The sequence below is a fragment of the Methylobacterium sp. XJLW genome, from assembly GCF_003254375.1.
Classification (GTDB): Bacteria; Pseudomonadota; Alphaproteobacteria; order Rhizobiales; family Beijerinckiaceae; genus Methylobacterium; species Methylobacterium fujisawaense.
In genome coordinates this window covers 4,021,783-4,039,576 of sequence record NZ_CP016429.1, presented here as the reverse complement: position 1 = coordinate 4,039,576, position 17,794 = coordinate 4,021,783, and the positions used below count along the sequence as shown (strand labels likewise).

The 17,794-nt window shown below is 69.7% G+C and carries 14 protein-coding genes, 1 tRNA gene and 1 other RNA gene; 8 read left to right on the top strand and 8 right to left on the bottom strand.

Annotated elements, in window-relative coordinates:
* The first annotated feature begins 50 nt into the window (after positions 1–50).
* Complete coding sequence (locus A3862_RS18770) at positions 51–1,163, top strand: hypothetical protein (protein WP_111473892.1); 1,113 nt, start codon at positions 51–53, stop codon at positions 1,161–1,163.
* Between the two features lie 728 nt (positions 1,164–1,891).
* Here the strand turns inward: A3862_RS18770 and ssrA are convergent.
* The 4 genes from ssrA to A3862_RS18750 form a co-directional block, all read right to left on the bottom strand.
* Positions 1,892–2,064: a transfer-messenger RNA gene (gene ssrA / locus A3862_RS32625) on the bottom strand.
* Positions 2,065–2,536: 472 nt separating this feature from the next.
* A tRNA-Lys gene (locus A3862_RS18760) sits at positions 2,537–2,612 on the bottom strand.
* Between the two features lie 100 nt (positions 2,613–2,712).
* The gene (locus A3862_RS18755; RefSeq protein ID WP_043757805.1) at positions 2,713–4,278 is read right to left on the bottom strand and encodes a 2-isopropylmalate synthase; all 1,566 of its coding nucleotides are present in this window, start codon (positions 4,276–4,278) and stop codon (positions 2,713–2,715) included.
* Between the two features lie 341 nt (positions 4,279–4,619).
* Positions 4,620–5,504 (bottom strand): winged helix-turn-helix domain-containing protein, encoded by an 885-nt coding sequence (locus tag A3862_RS18750; protein WP_111473891.1) that lies wholly within the window; start codon positions 5,502–5,504, stop codon positions 4,620–4,622.
* Between the two features lie 194 nt (positions 5,505–5,698).
* On the opposite strand from A3862_RS18750, the gene A3862_RS18745 reads away from it, so the two are divergent.
* The 4 genes from A3862_RS18745 to ubiB all read left to right on the top strand — a co-directional run bounded on the left by A3862_RS18745 (position 5,699) and on the right by ubiB (position 10,131).
* Positions 5,699–6,427 (top strand): carbonic anhydrase, encoded by a 729-nt coding sequence (locus A3862_RS18745; RefSeq protein ID WP_043757808.1) that lies wholly within the window; start codon positions 5,699–5,701, stop codon positions 6,425–6,427.
* A 100-nt stretch (positions 6,428–6,527) separates the two neighbouring features.
* Positions 6,528–7,637: a 3-isopropylmalate dehydrogenase gene (gene leuB / locus A3862_RS18740; RefSeq protein ID WP_043380654.1), complete on the top strand. Its 1,110-nt coding sequence runs from the start codon at positions 6,528–6,530 to the stop codon at positions 7,635–7,637.
* Positions 7,638–7,751: 114 nt separating this feature from the next.
* Positions 7,752–8,537: a bifunctional demethylmenaquinone methyltransferase/2-methoxy-6-polyprenyl-1,4-benzoquinol methylase UbiE gene (ubiE, locus tag A3862_RS18735; RefSeq protein WP_043345890.1), complete on the top strand. Its 786-nt coding sequence runs from the start codon at positions 7,752–7,754 to the stop codon at positions 8,535–8,537.
* Positions 8,538–8,568: 31 nt separating this feature from the next.
* A complete protein-coding gene (ubiB, locus tag A3862_RS18730; protein WP_043345888.1) occupies positions 8,569–10,131 on the top strand; it encodes a 2-polyprenylphenol 6-hydroxylase in 1,563 nt (520 codons plus the stop codon).
* A gap of 93 nt (positions 10,132–10,224) precedes the next feature.
* Here the strand turns inward: ubiB and A3862_RS18725 are convergent, their stop codons facing one another.
* Entirely contained in the window at positions 10,225–13,182 is a 2,958-nt protein-coding gene (locus tag A3862_RS18725; RefSeq protein ID WP_043757813.1) for a response regulator, read from the bottom strand.
* Positions 13,179–14,411 carry a cell division protein ZapE gene (gene zapE / locus A3862_RS18720; protein ID WP_043757815.1) on the bottom strand — a complete coding sequence of 411 codons (1,233 nt, stop codon included), beginning with the start codon at positions 14,409–14,411 and terminating at the stop codon, positions 13,179–13,181. The genes A3862_RS18725 and zapE overlap by 4 nt, the downstream gene beginning before the upstream one ends.
* A gap of 295 nt (positions 14,412–14,706) precedes the next feature.
* Here zapE and A3862_RS18715 point away from each other — a divergent pair, with 295 nt between their 5' ends.
* Positions 14,707–15,300, top strand: coding sequence for a GNAT family N-acetyltransferase (locus A3862_RS18715; protein WP_043757817.1), 594 nt, complete (start codon positions 14,707–14,709; stop codon positions 15,298–15,300).
* 36 nt (positions 15,301–15,336) lie between these two features.
* Here A3862_RS18715 and A3862_RS18710 read toward each other — a convergent pair whose 3' ends face one another.
* Together A3862_RS18710 and A3862_RS18705 are read right to left on the bottom strand one after the other, a co-directional pair.
* The gene (locus tag A3862_RS18710) at positions 15,337–16,098 is read right to left on the bottom strand and encodes a ComF family protein (protein ID WP_043757819.1); all 762 of its coding nucleotides are present in this window, start codon (positions 16,096–16,098) and stop codon (positions 15,337–15,339) included.
* A gap of 30 nt (positions 16,099–16,128) precedes the next feature.
* Positions 16,129–16,374, bottom strand: coding sequence for a hypothetical protein (locus A3862_RS18705; protein ID WP_043355746.1), 246 nt, complete (start codon positions 16,372–16,374; stop codon positions 16,129–16,131).
* A 158-nt stretch (positions 16,375–16,532) separates the two neighbouring features.
* Between A3862_RS18705 and A3862_RS18700 the strand changes: the two genes are divergently transcribed.
* On the top strand, positions 16,533–17,423 hold the full coding sequence (locus A3862_RS18700; protein WP_043380670.1) for a methyltransferase domain-containing protein: 891 nt from the start codon (positions 16,533–16,535) through the stop codon (positions 17,421–17,423).
* Complete coding sequence (locus tag A3862_RS18695; RefSeq protein ID WP_043757821.1) at positions 17,420–17,782, top strand: DUF427 domain-containing protein; 363 nt, start codon at positions 17,420–17,422, stop codon at positions 17,780–17,782. The genes A3862_RS18700 and A3862_RS18695 overlap by 4 nt, the downstream gene beginning before the upstream one ends.
* The last annotated feature ends 12 nt before the right edge of the window (positions 17,783–17,794 follow it).

Below are 17,794 nucleotides of genomic sequence, written 5' to 3'. Positions count from 1 at the left end.
GTCGGCGATGCCGTAAATGGGTACGGCCTCTCTCGGACAGGGACCACCACATGATCCGTCGTCTGTCTATCGCGCTCGCGGCGTCCAGCCTTCTCGCCGTGCCTGCCCTCGGACTCGATACCTCCAAGTCTCCGTCCGGCGTCTTCAAGAGCCTGGAGATCGGCGCTCAGCGTCTGAACGGTACGCAATCTCTTGCCGTCGACCCGATCGATAATCCGACCGGAATCAATCAATCTTCATCCTACGGGGAGACATATTCGGCCTTCGAGAACAAAATGGAAATGATGCACCTTTGGAACTGTTACGCCACCAAAGGAGGAACACATACACATCCGCCCGATAGCTACTTCGTGAGCAAGGTGTGCGGCACTTTCGCGATGAAGCAGCGCGTCGGTTCCGGTCCGGCCTATGCCTTCAATACCATCCTCGGTATTGACCCCGGCGTTGGCGCACATGACAGCATTGGCCTGGAGGTCGACGTCAACAACAACAATATGGATTATGGAGTGCGCGGGCCGGGTGGCGAGAGCGGTGCAGTCGGTGCGGGGATCTACGTCTCGGGCAATGGTTCGAAAGCGCTCGGCTCGGGCCTGCTGATCAACATGGCGCAGGGTCAGTTCAAGCTTCGCCGCGGCATCAGCATATATAACGGCACCGTAGCGACGAACACCTACGAAGACCTGACGAACTCCGGTGGATCCGGCATTTATCTCGGTGGCACAAAGATTTTTGGCATCGATATGGGCGCGATGATCGCGCGATCCGCTGCGCTGCATTTTGCCAGCGCTCAATCCATAGCGTGGCGCAACAATGCCAACACAGCCGATCTTAACCTGGTCGGAAAAGACACCTCGGATCAGTTGATGCTCGGATATGGCAAGACGACCCGGATACAGGCTGCGGCCGATACCAACCTGCTGATGCGGGGGCCCGTGAGCCTTGCCGGTGGCTCTTCGATCACGTCGGCCAATGACGCGAACAGCGCTCTCAAGCAGCTGGAAATCGTGGCTTCAACTGTGCAAATTAGTTCGCCTTTGACGACTGCTGGGACCGTCACCGCACCCGCATACAACACATCGACCGCGGCCGGTGTTTCATGCGCAGCCGGAACGGTCAGCCTCTCCACGCTCGTCGTGACGAACGGCATCATTACGCACTGCTAGATCGGGCCCCTCCCCGCCCTCCTCGCCAACCTGCCGCGGTCGACATGGCGGCGGCTTCCGAATGGCTGACCGCTCGTCGTCCTTCGCCGCCAGGAAGCCCGATTGTTCGGCCCGGGACACTGCTCTCGGCGATCGCCGCGGTGCTGCACGTGATCCTGAAGAGGGTAGCCGATGGCGTCGTGCCAAAGAGCTAGGGGAACGGGGCGGGCTGATCGATGGCGGTCGCGATCCGGATCGCCGGGCCGATCCTCGTCACCACGCCCGACCCGAAGCCCGTCATCCAAATCATGCCCGAACCGGGCGTACGACGCGCTGCACGCCGCTACCCGGCCGCAGAGCCTCGGGGCTGAAGATCCGGATCCATCCCGGCGGGCCCCTGGTGGGGTGGGCATCGGCTTCTTGGTCGCCGGGTGGGCCGTGGATGAGCAGCGACCGCCGCCTGGCCGACATTCGGTCGCCAATGCCCGCGCCCGCGCCCTGGCTTCAGCTGCAGGGCCGATCGTCGTTCCTGGAAGAGAATTAGCGGGCCCCGAGGCCGAAGCCTCGGGTTCTGTTGCTAGGCGTGCCCACGCCCCGGAAGATTACGCCGCGAGGCGCATCTCCATGCCGACGTTGTCGTTGGCATTTAGAGTTTTGGTCAGGTGCTCGGAACGAGGGTTACCCGCGCCGAACCGGTCGAGTCCTTACCGAAAGCCGCATCTTACCCTGCCGAGGCAGGGCAGAACTCGCGATCCCTTTACCGTCCAGTCGAACCTGTTTCGCCCCCAGCAGAAGCACCCTGGCAGCGCGCTGTCCGCAACGCCGGACGCTCGCCCTCACCCCCGTGCGGTATCCGGGGCAGGATGCTTCTGGTGGAGGCGCCGGGTACCGCCCCCGGGTCCTGAAACGTTATTATGAACCGGTCATCAACCTCGCGGACACCTTACGCAGAAAGCGGCGCTCAGGTCTACTGGCCCACCGCCTGCCCTGGCCCGATGGCTCTGCGCTGGCGTCTCAGCCCGCTGGCTCGACCGCGAACCCCGGGTCTGACCGGAACCGCCCCGGCCGGCCGCGCGTAGATGGGCCTCTGATCCTCAGCACGACCCACCTTGAACCGCCCGGCTCCGGCCGCGGCGGTTTTTTCGTGTCTGGTGTCCTGCTGGCCTGCAGCGTGTGTCGGTTCGACCGTTTCTTCCAGGCCAATGAGCCCCGCCGGCATCACCGTGCGGGGCTTTCTGCTGATCACCCAGACCGTCACGATGAGCTGCCAGTGACGGCCGCAAATTAGCGCGATCAGTTCTGAGAGCGTCGATGAAGGAAAGCTAAACAGCTCGCCCCTCTTACCATGTGCCTACCAGACTGAATTACCGGTAATCAGGAAGTGGGCTAGATCTTGGTGGGCGCACTAGGGTTCGAACCTAGGACCCGCTGATTAAGAGTCAGCTGCTCTACCAACTGAGCTATGCGCCCGATCGCGTCTGCGACCGCCCGGTGGCCACCAAGTCCGTCCGGGGTGACGGGCTGATACCAACGCGGCCGGGGGGTGTCCACCCCCCGCCGCCGCTTTTTCTCATTCCGCCGCCGCATGCTGTGCATGCACGCGCACCGAATGGGCCGAGAGCTTGTTCAGCGCCGAGAGATACGCCTTCGCGGAGGCGACCAGCGTGTCGGGATCGGCGCCGCGGGCCGTGACGCTGCGCTCGCCGTCCCGCAGGCGCACCGAGACCTCGGCCTGGGCATCCGTGCCGCCGGTCACGGCATGGACCTGATAGAGTTCCAGCTGCGCCTGATGCGGAACCAGCGCCGAGATCGCGTTGAAGACCGCATCCACCGGCCCGTTGCCGTCCGCCTCCTCGATCCGCGTGCCGGCCTCGTCGGCGATGCGCAAGGTCGCGCGCTGCGGCCCGCGGGTGCCGGCGATCACCGACAGGGAGACCAGCCGGATGCGGTCGTGGGCCGTGGCGAGGTTCTCGTCGACCAGCGCCTCGATATCCTCGTCGTAGACGTTCTTCTTGCGGTCGGCCAAAGCCTTGAACCGGTCGAAGGCGTCCTGGAACTGGTTGTCCGACAGGTGCAGGCCGAGATCCTCCAGCTTGGAGCGGAACGCCGCCCGGCCCGAGTGCTTGCCCATCACCAGGGAGGTCTTGGTCAGCCCCACCGAGGCCGGCGTCATGATCTCGTAGGTCTCGGCGTTCTTGAGCATGCCGTCCTGGTGGATGCCGCTCTCGTGGGCGAAGGCGTTGCGGCCGACGATCGCCTTGTTGAACTGCACCGGGAAGTTCGTGGCGTGGCTCACGAGCTTCGAGGCGCGGGTCAGCATGGTCGATTCGACCCCCGTCTCGTAGGGCAGCACGTCCGCGCGGGTGCGCAGGGCCATCACGATCTCTTCCAGCGCCGCGTTGCCGGCCCGCTCCCCGATGCCGTTGATCGTGCACTCGACCTGCCGGGCGCCCCCCTCGATGCCCGCCAGGGAGTTGGCGATCGCGAGACCCAGGTCGTTGTGGCAATGGACCGAGAACACCGCCTTGTCGGCGTTCGGCACGCGCTCACGCACATTCGCGAACATGTCGCGGTACTCGGAGGGCGTGGCGTAGCCCACCGTGTCGGGGAGATTGATCGTCGTGGCGCCGGCCTTGATCGCCGCCTCGACGCAGCGGCACAGATAATCGAGGGGCGTGCGCGTCGCGTCCATGGCCGACCATTCCACGTCCTCCACGAGGTCGCGGGCCTGGGCCACGGTCTTCAGGATGATGTCGACGACCTCGTCCTGGCTCTTGCGCATCTGGTGCGCGAGGTGGATCGGCGAGGTCGACACGAAGGTGTGGATCCGCGCCCGCTGGGCATGGCGCACCGCCTCGCCGGCCCGGGCGATGTCGGCGGGAATCGCGCGGGCGAGCCCCGCGATGGTGGCGCGCTTGGTCCGCCGGGCGATCTCCGACACGGCCTCGAAATCGCCGTTCGACGCGATGGGAAAGCCGGCCTCGATGATGTCGACGCCCATCGTATCGAGCAGCTCGGCCACCGCGAGCTTCTCGTCGAAGGTCATGGTGGCGCCGGGGCATTGCTCGCCGTCGCGCAGCGTGGTGTCGAAGATTACGATGCGGTCGCGGGCGGAGGTGGTGTTCGTCGTGGTCATGGCATTACCCTGTCGCGGGCCGCCCGGCTCGAGATGGCGCGGCGCGGCGTGGTGCCCTCGCGGGCGGATTCGCGAATGGAAGAACTCCCCTGAAGGCCCAGGCGCGCGCCCGGACGGCCCTCAGGGGCGGGTAAGCAGAAGCGGAAGAGCAAGCCCGGCGCGGCGCGCGCGCGACCGCGGCGCCGTCATGGCGGCGCGGGCGATCTCGGGCGCTGAGCCGGCTCTGGCCAAGGCTCGTCTCTCCTGTCGGCGACCCACGCGGGATGGTCTCACGGCGCGGTGCAGCCCGTAGGTATCCCCGGAACGGCCGGAACACAAGCGAGCGCCGCGCACCCGGTGGATCAGGAGGTGCAGGCACAGTCCGGAACCCGTACGGCCGGCGGATCCGCGAGAACCGCCGCCGCCAGATCGTCGTAGAACAGCATCTGTCCGGCGGCCCAGTCCTCGAATTCCGCCAACACTGTCGGATCGAAAAAGGTCAGGCGTCTGTCGGCGATCCGGATCCATCCGGCCGCCTCCGCCTCGGCGAGCAGGTTGCCGACATGCGCCCGGGACACGTCCAGCCGCTCGGCGAGGCCGCGCCGGCTGAGCGGCGCGGCCGGCGGCGCCCCGGGAATCGTGGCGGCGTAGTGGGCGCCGACGAGGGCGGCGAGCAGCGGGTAGCCGCAATCCCGGCCGGCGAAATGCAGCACCCGGGGGAACGGCGCGATGAGCGTCCCGTGCCGCAGCACATGGGCCGCCGACCGGCGGACGAGTTCCCCGAGCCGGCCGGGCCCGTCGAGTCCTTCCGCGCGGCCCGGATCGCGACCCGCGACGGCATCCATGGCGACGACGAACAGGCGCCCGGACCGGCCGATCTCGGTCACCAGGGCCGGCGAGGCCTGCAGGCATTTCACGCGTGCATCATCCGGATCCGCCACCGCCGTGACGAACCGCCCGGCCTTCAGGGTCGACACGAAACCGGCCGTCTGCCGGTGGCTCAGTCCGACCATCGCCTGGATCGCCGTCAGGGTCGGACGGGGGCCGCCATGGTGGCGCCATGCGTAGTCGTTGTGGATCAGCATGAACGAGACCACGTAGCGCCCGATCTGATTGAGCAGCTTGTGACTCGGCCAAACAATCTGCGACGGCTCGATCATCCCCTGGCAGTAACCGGCGACCGCCCGACGGAAATCGCGCTCGGACCGAAGCAGAGCGATCCGGTCCCGAAAATGATCGTCCAACATCCGCGCCTCGCAGCAGCCGGATCCATGCCTTCGGGATGCCCGGCGCAGCCCCTTCGGTCCAGTATTTCCTGCAAAGTTTGGACTCGGCGGTGAAGATCCGCAGGGGATACGATCCGGAGTGCTCGGCCCGCTGCTGCCGGGACGAGCGGCTCGCCGGGCTCGGCCGGCAAGGACGACGAAGGGGACCGCCAAGCGTGTGCGATCTGCATCGACCCTCCCTCTCACGGCGACTCTCACGGCGCGGCCTGTTGACGGCCGTCGCCGTCGGCACCCTGGCCGGCGCGTCCGCACCGCCGTTTCGCGCCGAAGCGGCCTCCGACGGGGCTCGGTCGAAGGCCATCACGCCCGAGGAGGCTCTGGCTCGGCTGCTCGACGGCAACGGCCGCTACGCGGCCAACGCGCCCGCCAACAGGGATTTTTCGGCCGGTCGCGCGGCGCGGGCCGCGGCTCAGCATCCGATCGCCTGCATCGTCGGCTGCGCCGATGCCCGGGTCGCCCCGGACTTCATCTTCGACCAGGGACCGGGCGACCTGTTCGTCGTCCGCGTCGCCGGCAACTTCGTCAACACCGACGGCCTCGCCAGCCTCGAATACGGCGTGTCCGTCCTGGGCGCCCCGTTGATCCTGGTCCTCGGCCATTCCGAATGCGGGGCCGTGAAGGCGACGATCGACGTCATGCGGACCAAGGCGGTGCTTCCCGGCCATCTCCCGGTGCTGGTCGACGCGATTCGGCCCGCGGTCGATCTGGCCGCGAAGGCCCGGGCGCAGGATCCCCTCGCCGAGGCCATCGCCCAGAACGTCCGGCACACCGTCGGACGGCTGGAGCAGTCCGGGCCGATCATCGCGGAGGCCGTCGCCGCCCAGCGGGTGAAGGTCGTGGGCGGCTTCTACGACATCGCCACCGGCAAGGTCGCGCTCCTCTGAGAGGACGGACGCGCATCGACGATCGGGCCGGCGCCTTGCCAATGACGGGCCAGCCTCGATAAAGCCCGCCGGCACGTCGAGACCAACCCGCGAGACCGTCATGGCCAGCTACAAGCTCCTGCTCCTCCCCGGCGACGGGATCGGTCCGGAGGTGGCGGCCGGCATGCAGGTCGTGCTCGAGGCGCTCAAGGAGACCGGTCTCGCGACCTTCGAGACCGAGACCGACCTCGTCGGCGGCTGCGCGCTGGATGCCCATGGCAGCCCGCTCGCCGACGCGACCCTGCAGCGCGCCAAGGATGCGGACGCGATCCTGCTCGGCGCGGTCGGTGGGCCGAAATGGGCCGGCGTCGCCTACGAGAACCGCCCGGAGGCCGGCCTGCTGCGCCTGCGCAAGGAACTCGACCTCTTCGCCAACCTCCGTCCGGCGATCTGCTACCCGGCCCTGGCCGAAGCCTCGGCCCTGAAGAGGGAACTGGTCGAGGGCCTCGACATCATGATCGTCCGGGAGCTCACCGGCGGCGTCTATTTCGGCGAGCCGAAGGAGATCACCGTGCTGGAGGACGGCTCCAAGCGGGCGGTGGATACCCAGGTCTACACCACGGCCGAGATCGAGCGGATCGCCCATGTGGCCTTCGACCTCGCGGGCAAGCGCTCGGGACGGGTCGCCTCCGCCGAGAAGCACAACGTGATGAAGTCCGGTGTCCTCTGGAAGGAGGTCGTCACCAAGGTCCATGCGGAGCACTATGCCGACCTCCAGCTGGAGCACATCCTGGCCGACAACTGCGCCATGCAGCTGGTGCGCCGGCCGAAGCAGTTCGACGTGCTGGTGACCGACAACCTGTTCGGCGACGTGCTCTCCGACATCGCCGCCATGCTCACCGGTTCCCTGGGCATGCTGCCCTCCGCCTCGCTCGGTGCGGTCGATGCGGGCGGCCTGCGGCGCGCGCTGTACGAGCCGGTCCACGGCTCGGCCCCGGACATCGCCGGCCAGGACAAGGCGAACCCGATCGCCATGATCGGCTCGCTCGCCATGTGCCTGCGCTATTCCTTCGGCCTCGGCGACGCCGCCGACGCCCTCGACGGCGCCATCACCGACGCCCTGTCGGGCGGTGCGCGCACGGCCGACATCGCCGGCGAGGGCACGAACCCGATAGGCACCCGGGCCATGGCGGCGGCGGTGGCGGACGCGCTCCGCGCGCGCGTCGGCTGAGACAGGACTTCGGCGCGTCTCAGCATCGGGGTCGGTCCCCAAGCCGCGTGTTTCGACGCATGGCGGCCGGGCCCGACCTTCGCTATGACGCGCCCATCGAGGAATGGGAGCGTCATGAAGGCCGGAAACGGGGCGTCTGAGCGCGCGAGCGCGGATTTCGGCTTCGAGCGCGTGGCGCTCGACGAGAAGCAGGGGCGCGTCGACAGCGTCTTCCACTCGGTCGCCCGCCGCTACGACATCATGAACGACCTGATGTCGGCGGGCCTGCACCGGGCCTGGAAGGCGCAGCTCGTCTCGATGCTGCGGCCCTCCCAGAACCGGGCCTTCGCGCATCTCGATGTCGCCGGCGGCACCGGCGACGTGGCCTTCCGGGTCCTGGCCGCGGGCGGCCCCCGCACCCGGGTCACGGTTCTCGACATCAACGAGTCGATGCTGCGCGTCGGCGCGGAGCGGGCCCGGGAGCGCAAGCTCGACGAGGCCGGCGACCGGATCGCGTTCGTGACCGGGAACGCCGAGGCGCTGCCCCTACCGGACGCGACCTTCGACGCCTACACGATCGCCTTCGGCATCCGGAACGTGCCGCGGATCGAGACGGCGCTCGCCGAGGCGCGGCGGGTGCTGAAGCCCGGCGGGCGCTTCCTCTGCCTGGAATTCTCCGCCGTCGACATCCCGCTGCTCGACCGGATCTACGACGCCTATTCCTTCAACGTGATCCCGCGCATCGGCGCCCGGGTCGCCGGGGATGCGGAATCCTATCGCTACCTCGTGGAATCGATCCGGAAGTTTCCGACGCGCGGCGCCTTCGCGGGCATGATCGAGCGTGCCGGCTTCCGGCACGTCACCGACCGGCCGCTCACGGGCGGGATCGTGGCGATCCATTCGGGCTGGAAGGTCTCTTGACCGCCGCCGTGCGCGACGGGAGCCAGCACCGGTGATCAGCGCCGCCATCAACCTGTTCCGCGGCGCGCGGGTCGGCTTCGTGCTGGCCCGCGAGGGCGCCCTCGCCTTCGCCGATCCCGCGGAGCTGCCGCCGCATCTGCGGCTCGCCCTGCGGCTCGGCCGCTCCCTCGAGCGGCCGGGTCTCGACGACGGCGCCGCTCGGCTCTCGGCGGCCATGACCCGCCTCGGCCCGTCCTACGTCAAGTTCGGGCAGTTCCTGGCGACGCGGCCCGACATCGTCGGCATGCGGGCGGCCTTCGACCTGGAGAAGCTGCAGGACCGGGTTCCGCCCTTCCCGCAGGAGGTCGCGCTCCGCACCGTCGAGACGGCGCTCGGCAAGCCGGTCAGTCAGCTCTTCGTGTCGTTCAGCGAACCGATCGCCGCCGCCTCCATCGCGCAGGTCCACAAGGCGATCGTCCAGGATGCGGACGGCACGCAGCGCGCGCTGGCCGTGAAGGTGATGCGGCCGGGCGTCCGCGAGCGCTTCATGCGCGACCTCGAGGTCATGCGCTTCATGGCCCGGGTGGTGCACGCCCTGTCCCCGCAGGCGGAGCGGCTGCGTCCCCGCGAAGTCGTGGAGATCCTCGCCCGCTCGGTGCTGATGGAGATGGATTTCCGCCTGGAGGCGGCCGCCGCCTCCGAGCTCGCCGAGAACACCAAGGACGACCTCGACTTCCGCGTGCCGAAGCCCGAATGGGAGCTGACCGCCCGCGAGGTGCTGTCGGCCGAGTGGATCGAGGGCACCCGCCTGCACAGCGCGGCGGAGATCGCCGCCCAGGGGCACGACCCGCAGACCATCGGGCGGACCGTCATCCAGAGCTTCCTGCGGCACGCGATCCGCGACGGCTTCTTCCACGCCGACATGCACCAGGGGAACCTGCTGGTGGACGCCGAGGGCCGCCTGGTGGCGGTGGATTTCGGCATCATGGGCCGCCTGGGCCCGAACGAGCGCCGGTTCCTCGCCGAGATCCTGCTCGGCTTCATCCTGCGCGACTATCGCCGGGTGGCGAAGGTCCATTTCGAGGCGGGCTACGTGCCGGCCCACCATTCCGTGGAGGATTTCGCGCAGGCGATCCGGGCGATCGGCGAGCCGATCCACCAGCGCCGGGCCGACGAGATCTCGATGGCCAAGGTCCTGACCCTGCTGTTCGACGTGACGGCCCTGTTCGACATGAGCACCCGCACCGAGCTGGTGATGCTCCAGAAGACCATGGTGGTGGTTGAGGGCGTCGCCCGCTCCCTCGACCCGCGGCTCGACATGTGGACCACGGCCGAGCCGGTCGTGCGCGCCTGGATCGCCCGCAACATGGGCCCGGTCGGCCGGGCGCAGAGCGGCCTGGAGGCCCTGCGTGTGGTCTCCGACGTGGTCGGCGATATTCCGGATCTCGCCATGCGGTTGAAGCGCGTGCTGGTGCGCCTCGACGAGGCCGGAACGGGCGATGCCCGCCGCCTGGAGCGCTTCGCCCGCAACGAACGCTATCGGGCGATCTGGTCGACGCTGGCTCTCTGGGCGATTGCCGCCGGGGCGCTGATGCTGGCGTTCCGCGGTGGGTGAATCCGCACCGCGGGTCCGCGCGACGGGGGTGATCGCACGGTCCCGTCGGGCGCTGCCGGGTCGGCTCGCCCGGCTCGTGTTGCGGTTTCCCGGTCAGCCCGCGCCGTCCATCGTCGGGACCAGGGCCCGCAATTCCCGGGCAAGTTCGCCGAGACCGGTCGATCCTTTGGTGAGCACCCGGTCGGCCTGACCGGCCAGTCGGCGCCGATCCTCGGCCGTGATGTCCTTGGCGGTGAGCACGACCACCGGCACGTCGCGGCTGTCCGGGCGCGCCCGGAGCGCCCGCAGGAAGGCGAAGCCGTCCATCTCGGGCATCATCAGATCCAGCAGGATCAGGCACGGCCGTTCCGACTCGAGGGTCGCGAGGGCGCGCAGGCCGTTCTCGGCCTCGCGCACCGGAAAACCTTCGCGCTCGAGATAGGCGCAGACATGGCCCCGAACGTCCGCCTCGTCCTCGACGACGAGGATCGGCCCGCTACCGGCCGAAGGCCGGAAGCGGTCGACGATCTGGCGCAGACTTCCCCAGTCGATCGGCTTCTGCAGGTAGTCGGTGGCGCCGAGCGAGAAGGCGAGGTTCTGCTCGTCCAGGACCGTCACCATCACGATCGGTGTCGCGCCGATCTCGGGATCGGCGCGCATGGCCCGCAGCACTGCCCAGCCGTCCATCTGCGGCATGGTCACATCGAGGAGCACCGCCCGCGGGTGCAGGCTGCGGGCGAGATCGAGCCCCCGCCGCCCGTCCTCGGCGACCGTTACCGAGAAGCCCTCGCGCTCCAGGAAGCGGGCGAGCAGATCCCGGGTCGCGGCGTCGTCGTCGATCACCAAGATGGTTCCGCGTTCGCCGGGACCGGCGGCGCTGTCCGCATCCGCTTCCTCCGCCGCACCGGTCTCGAAGCGGACCGGCAGGGTCAGCGTGAAGGTGGTGCCCTCCCCTTGCCGGCTCTCCACGGCGATCGCGCCGCCCAGCATCTCGGCGAAGGCACGGGTGATCGCGAGGCCGAGCCCGGTCCCGCCGAAGCGGCGCGTCGTCGAGGCGTCGGCCTGGGTGAAGCGCTCGAACAGCCGCCCCACCTGCTCCGGTGTCATCCCGATCCCGGTATCGGTCACGGAGAAGCGCATCGTCGTGTCGGCCCGGGCGACCGACAGGGTGATCCGGCCGTTCTCGGTGAACTTCGCGGCGTTGCTCAAGAGATTGATCAGGCACTGGCGCAGCTTGGTGACGTCGGTGTGGGCGCTGCCCAGATCCGCCTCCAGCGCCAGCGCCAGGGTGTTGCCCTTCTTGGCGATCAGACCTTCGACCGTGACGGCGACCTCCTGCACCACGGTGGCGACGTCGAAATCCTCGGCGTAGACCTCGACCCGGTCGGCCTCGATCTTGGAGATGTCGAGCACGTCGTTGATCAGGCCGAGGAGGTGCCGGGCGTTGGTCTCGATCTTTTTCATGTCGGCGACCAAGTCGGCCTCGCCGATATCCTCCAGCTCCTCCTGCACCATCTCGGAATAGCCGATCACCGCCGAGAGCGGGGTGCGCAACTCGTGGCTCATATTGGCCAGGAACTGGCTCTTGGCGGCGTTGGCGGCCTCTGCGGCGGCCCGGGCCGCCTCGATGGCGGCCTCGGCCTCCTTGCGCTCGGTGATGTCCGTATGGGTCCCGACCCATTCGCGCAGGGTACCGTCGGATTCGAGGATCGGAACGGCGCGCACGCTCATGTGCCGGTATGCCCCGGAGGCCGCGCGGATCCGGTGCTCCGTCGCGTAGGGCTCAAGGCTGCTCAGGGCGCGGGACCACGCGGCCCGGGTGTGCGGGCGATCCTCGGGATGGACCGCATCCAGGAAGCCGAGCCCTGCATAGGCGGCCTCGTCCTGACCTGTGAAGCGGCTCCAGGCCACCTGGCGTCGGTGCAGGCTGCCCTCCGGGTTGGCGGTCCAGACGATGGCCGCGCTGGCCTCGATTAGCGAACGGAACCGCTCCTCGCTGCGGCGCAGACGGGCCTCGGCCAAATGGCGGATGGTCTCGTCGACCACGACGAGGCCGACGCCCTCCACGTTCTCATCGGTCGCGGCGCTCTCCACGCCCCGGAGCGGGTAGAAGCTCATCGAGAAGTGGCGGACACCGCCGGGAGCGGAGGGAGCCGGCACGGCCACCGGGACGTTCGGCGAGACCAGGCCGTCCTTCAGGGCCGCGGCGAGCTTCAGGGCGAGTTCTTCCCGGAGGGTCGGAAGCATGGCCCAGATCGGCGCGCCGAGATCGGCCCCGAAGCCGCGTTCGCTCATCGTGGCGAGCGCCCGGTTCATGTGCCGGATCTTCAGGTCGCGGTCGAGGAAGCCGAGGCCCACCGGCGCGTTGGCGAGCACGCCGTCGAGCAGGCGCGACATGCGCAGGGATTCCTGCCGGCGCACCAGAGCGAGGCGCGCGAGCAGCACGATCGCGCCCAGCGCCGCCGCCCCCGAGAGCAGGAACAGCAGGAGCCCGCGCCAACCCTCGATCGCCTGAAGGGTGGCGAGACGCTCCAGCGTCGCGGCCTGACGGGCCGCCGCCTCGGCGCGAATCGCGTCCATCAGCTGCTTGCCTTCGCCGGTGCGGACCAGCTCGATGGCCGGCTCGAACCCCTGATTGCGCCGCGCCGCCACGACCCGGGCCGCGAAGTCCCGCTTCTGCGCGATCAGTCCGGCGAGAGAGGGGCCGCCGGCGCGGACCGGATCCTGCGCGGCCGAGCCGAGGCCGGCGAGTTCCGTCTCGATCTTGGTGAGGGCGCTCGTGTAGGGGGTGAGGTAATCCTCGCTGCCGACCAGGACGAAGCCCCGCTCGCTCGTCTCCAGGTCCTTCACCTCGGAGATCAGGCGCTCGATCCCGGCGACGGTGTCGTTCGCGTGGGCCGTCGCGGTCCGGTCGGCCTCGCCGGTTAGGTAGTTCGCCGTGCCGCTGCCCAGGGCGACGACCAGCAGGACGAACGCCGCCGGGGAGCCCAGGAGCCAGCCGAGCGGGCCGGCGCTGCGCCAGTTCCGCCGACGCAAGGAGAAGATCGATCCGACGCGAGACGGGGCGCTCACGTCTCCACCAGCCCGGTGCTGGCACCCGACGCCTCGGAATCGGGCCGGCCGTGCGGCTGGGCGAGGTATTCCCGCGACCGCATCTCGATGAGGCGCGAGACGGTCCGGTCGAACTCGAAGGCCTCGCGGCCGGTCTCGGCGGTGTAGAGCTCCTGCGCGTCGGCGTCCGCGGAGGCCACGAGCTTCACGTGCCGGTCGTAGAGCGTGTCGACCAGCGTGATGAAGCGCTTGGCCTCGTTCCGGTCCGCCTCAGCCATGACCGGGATCCCGTCCAGAATGACCGTGTGGTAGGCGCGGGCGAGCGCCATGTAGTCGGAGGCGCCGAGCGGCTTGCGGCAGAGATCGTCGAAACCGAACCGGGCGACGCCGGTCGCCTGCTCGGGGACCTCCACGGCCCGGCCGTGAACCGTGACCGTCGCCGGAAGGCCCCGAACCTTTCCGGTCAGTCCCTTGAAGGCGGCGTCGAGGGCGGCGCGCGCCTTGGCGTCGGCGGGAACGTGATAGACGGCCGCGCCGCCGAGCTTCTCCAGTCGGAAGTCGGTACGGGCGTCGAGCCGGACGACGTCCACGCGCTCCTTCAGGGTCGCGACGAACGGCAGGAACAGCGCCCGGTTCAGCCCGCCCTCGTAGAGCCTGTCCGGCTCGACGTTCGAGGTTGCGACGATCGTGACGCCCCGCCGGAACAGGTGGTTGAACAGGCGACCCAGGATCATCGCGTCGGCGATGTCGGTGACGGTGAACTCGTCGAAGCACAGCAATGTCGCCTCGTCGGCGAGCTGGTCGGCCACCGGCCCAATCGGGTCGTCGCCCTTGACGGTGCCGGCCTTGAGCGCCTGCCGGTAGGCGTGGATGCGTTCGTGTGCGTCAGCCAGGAAGCCGTGGAAATGGACCCGCCGCTTCGGCTCGGGGGCCGCCTCGTGGAACAGGTCCATCAGCATGGTCTTCCCGCGCCCGACCGAGCCCCAGACGTACAGGCCCCGGATCGGTTCGGCTTCGTCCTTGCGCCGGAACAGCCAGCCGAGGGCGCTCGTCTTGCTGGCGCGCTTGCGACGCTGCAGGTCCAGGACCAAGCGGTCGAGGGCGCGCACCAGATGACCCTGGGCCGGATCGCGCTCGATCGCCCCGGTGGCGACCAGGGCCTCGTAGCGCTCGTGGACCGGCCCAGGCGAGACCGCGCTGGCCCGCGCCGCCGGCGACGGGGCGATGTGCTTGCCGGATCTGTCGTTCACGCCGCCGGTTCCTCGCTGCTGGTCGCGGCACCGGTTCGGCACCCCCCGCGCCCGCGTCGGCGGTCAACGACCCGGGACCTGTTCCAGTGCCGCGCAAGCTCGGCCTGAATCAACCCCGCGGCTGAACAGTCGCAGGAAAGCGTCCCATCGGCCCTGCGCATGGCAGATCCGCGGAGGGTCAGCCAAGCGTTTCGCTGCATTGCACAACGACTTTGAGGATGCGAGATCCGCTCCGTCTTTGGGAGGAGCGTCCGGATCTCCCTGCGCGGCACCGCGCACGAACCGGAGCTTCATCATGGCGGCACAAGCCCTCGAGGGTCTGGCCCACACCGTCCGCCGTCTGTGGCCGGCCGACCGCACGGCGGTCCTGAACTATTTCTTGCGGCTGGATCCGGAGACCCGGGCGAGCCGCTTCATGGGCAATGTCAGCGAGGCCGGGGTCCGGGCCTACGCCACGCAGGCCCTGACCGCCGAGGGCGTGATGTACGGCGCGTTCGTGGGTGGTGCGCTGCGCGGCCTCGGCGAATTGCGGCCCATGGGACCGGGTGCCTCGCGCTACGTCCTGGGGCCGCATGCCGAGGCGGCCTTCGCGGTGGAGCGGGCATTCCGTCGGCGCGGCATCGGCGCCGCCCTGTTCGCGCGGATCGCGCGCTCGGCGCGGCATCGCGGCGTCGTCGATCTGCACGTGCGCTGCCTGTCGGGGAACGGACCGATGCTGCGCCTCGCGGCCAAGCACGGGGCGGCCCTCCAGCACGAGGGGCGTGAGATCGAGGGCGCCCTCCACCTCGCGCGTCCGACGCCGTTCTCCCTCTGGTACGAAGGGATCGCGGAGGCTTTCGACTTCACCCTGGCGGCAAGCTTTCCGGAGCAGATGCGGCCCCCGGCCTGAATCCGCGAGCGCCTTCCACGCGGAGAGCCCGCGCGCTTACCCGGCGGCGTCGCCGACGAGCGCGAAGGTCAGGAGATCGACCGACCGTGCCCCGCCGCGCAACAATGCCCGAGCGGCGGCGTTGCCGGTCGCGCCGGTGGTCATGACGTCGTCCACGAGGAGGATCCGGCGCCCGCGGATCCGGTGCTGTTCGGCGGTTGCCACGCGGAAGGCGCCGCTCAGGTTCTCGGCGCGGGCCGCACGGCTCAAACCCACCTGGGACCGCGTCGCGCGGACGCGCACGAGCGCCGTGGCGACGAAGGGGAGCCCGGCCGGTCCGGCAATCGCCCGGGCCAGAAGGGCGGACTGGTTGAACCGCCGGCGCCACAGGCGTCCGCGGTGGAGCGGTACCGGGATCACGCATTCGGCGTCGGCGATCAGGGTTCGGCCGCTCGCGGCCATCATCCGGGCCATGACGCGGGCCAGATCGAGGCGGTCCTCGTATTTCAGGCGATGGACGAGGCGGCGCGCCACCGCGTCGTACAGGGCTACAGACCGGGCACGCTCGAAGACCGGCGGCTCGGCGATCGCCCGGGGTGAGAGCAACGGGCCGACCCCGAGATCGACCGCGAACGGCGTCCCGTAGCGCTGGCAGACCGGCTCCTCGATCAGCCGCAGGCTCGACCAGCAGGCCGGGCACAGGGCGCCGGGATCCGCGGTGGCGCCGCCGCAGCCCGCGCAGGTGGGCGGATAGATTAGCGAGACGACCCCGCGCGGCAGTCCGCGCAGGGTCCTTGCGACGGCCTCGAGAGCCGTCATGCGGCGGACGCGCCGCCCGAATCCGCGCCTCTACTGGGCCGAGACCGGGCGCGCCTGCGGCGCCATCTGCTGCTGCTGCATCTGGCGGTCGCGGGCGTTGGCGCGGTGACGGCCGATGGCGCAGCCGGCCGCAGCGCCGACGAGGCCGTGATGGCCGGCATAGTGCCCCGCGATGCCGCCGACGATGGCGCCCTTGATGCAGCCCTTGGCTTCGGCACCGCCGGCGGCCGCGAGGGTGGTGAGGGCCACGGCGGCCCCGACGAGCATACGCTTCATGATCAATGCTCCATGACGAATCTCGGCCGTTTAAGCCGGTTGCAGCAGGAACAGCGACGCTGCCGAGTCGTTCCGACATTCTAGCGCGGCTCACGGATCCGTGCGCGCGGCCGTGCGAGAGGTGGCGCGGGACGGCTTCAGATGCCATCTCCCCCGCAATGGATGCTCCCTCCGCCCTGTTCGACACGGCCCTCGCCCGCCGTCGCCTCGCCCGAGCCCAGGGCCGCGGCTACGCGGGCTTCCTCGTTGATCGGCTCGCCGAGGATCTCGATGACCGCCTGGGGGCGGTCCTGCGCCGCTTCACTTCGGTGCTCGACCTCGCGACGCCCGTCCCGGTGGCGGCCCGGATGCTCGCGGCCCGGTATCCGGAGGCGCGGCATCTCCGTCTCGCGGCCCGGCCCGAGACGGGCGGCGGCCTGATCGTCGGCGACCCGGAGGCGCTGCCGCTGGCGGCCGGAAGCCTCGACCTCGCCGTCTCGCTGCTGAGCCTTCACGCCGTGAACGACCTCCCGGGCACGCTGATCCAGCTGCGCCGCGCCCTGCGGCCGGACGGGTTGTTCCTCGGCTGCCTGCTCGGCGGCGCCACCCTGACCGAGCTGCGCCAGAGCTTCGCCCAGGCCGAGAGCGAGGTCGAGGGTGGGATCAGCCCGCGCGTGGCGCCCTTCGCGGCGGTGCGTGAGGCCGGCGGGTTGCTCCAGCGGGCCGGTTTCGCCCTGCCGGTGGCCGATACCGATACGCTGACGGTCCGCTACGCCGATCCGTTCGGCCTGATGCGCGATCTGCGAGCCATGGGCATGACCAACGTGCTCACCGAGCGGCGGCGGACGCCGCTGCGGCGGGCGACGCTCCTGCGGACGGCCGAGATCTATGCCGAGCGGTTCGCGGATCCGGATGGGCGCGTGCGGGCCACCTTCGAGGTGCTGTGGCTTTCGGGCTGGGTCCCGCACGAGACCCAGCAGAAGCCGCTTCGGCCCGGGACCGCGAAGACGCGTCTCGCCGACGCGCTCGGAACCGTCGAGTTGAAGCCCGAGGGAGGGAGCACGCCATGAAGGTGCCTGGACCGGACCACCCGATCACCATCGAGCCCGAGCCCCGCCGCGTCCGCGTCGTCGTGGCGGGTGTCGCGGTCGCCGAGAGCCGGAACGCCCTCCGGCTGCAGGAGGCCCAGTATCCGCCGGTCTTCTACGTGCCGCGGAGCGACATCCGGGCCGATCGCTTCGTCGCCTCGGCGCGCACCACACACTGCCCGTACAAGGGCGACGCCCACTATTTCGACCTCGTCGTCGACGGTACCCGGCGCCCCGACGCGGTCTGGAGCTACGGGGACCCGTACCCGGCCGTCGCGGCGATCCGGGACCACGTGGCGTTCTATCCGGACCGGGTCGACGCCATCACGCTGGAGGACTGAGCCGGTCACCCG

Bases quoted from the DNA above. Each gene is read 5' to 3' on its own strand.
- ubiE (WP_043345890.1), top strand. From the start codon at position 7,752: ATGAAGGCCGGAAACGGGGCGTCTGAGCGCGCGAGCGCGGATTTCGGC.
- A3862_RS18700 (WP_043380670.1), top strand. From the start codon at position 16,533: ATGGATGCTCCCTCCGCCCTGTTCGACACGGCCCTCGCCCGCCGTCGC.
- A3862_RS18770 (WP_111473892.1), top strand. From the start codon at position 51: ATGATCCGTCGTCTGTCTATCGCGCTCGCGGCGTCCAGCCTTCTCGCC.
- leuB (WP_043380654.1), top strand. From the start codon at position 6,528: ATGGCCAGCTACAAGCTCCTGCTCCTCCCCGGCGACGGGATCGGTCCG.
- A3862_RS18695 (WP_043757821.1), top strand. From the start codon at position 17,420: ATGAAGGTGCCTGGACCGGACCACCCGATCACCATCGAGCCCGAGCCC.
- A3862_RS18755 (WP_043757805.1), bottom strand. From the start codon at position 4,278: ATGACCACGACGAACACCACCTCCGCCCGCGACCGCATCGTAATCTTC.
- A3862_RS18705 (WP_043355746.1), bottom strand. From the start codon at position 16,374: ATGAAGCGTATGCTCGTCGGGGCCGCCGTGGCCCTCACCACCCTCGCG.
- A3862_RS18715 (WP_043757817.1), top strand. From the start codon at position 14,707: ATGGCGGCACAAGCCCTCGAGGGTCTGGCCCACACCGTCCGCCGTCTG.
- A3862_RS18710 (WP_043757819.1), bottom strand. From the start codon at position 16,098: ATGACGGCTCTCGAGGCCGTCGCAAGGACCCTGCGCGGACTGCCGCGC.
- A3862_RS18750 (WP_111473891.1), bottom strand. From the start codon at position 5,504: ATGTTGGACGATCATTTTCGGGACCGGATCGCTCTGCTTCGGTCCGAG.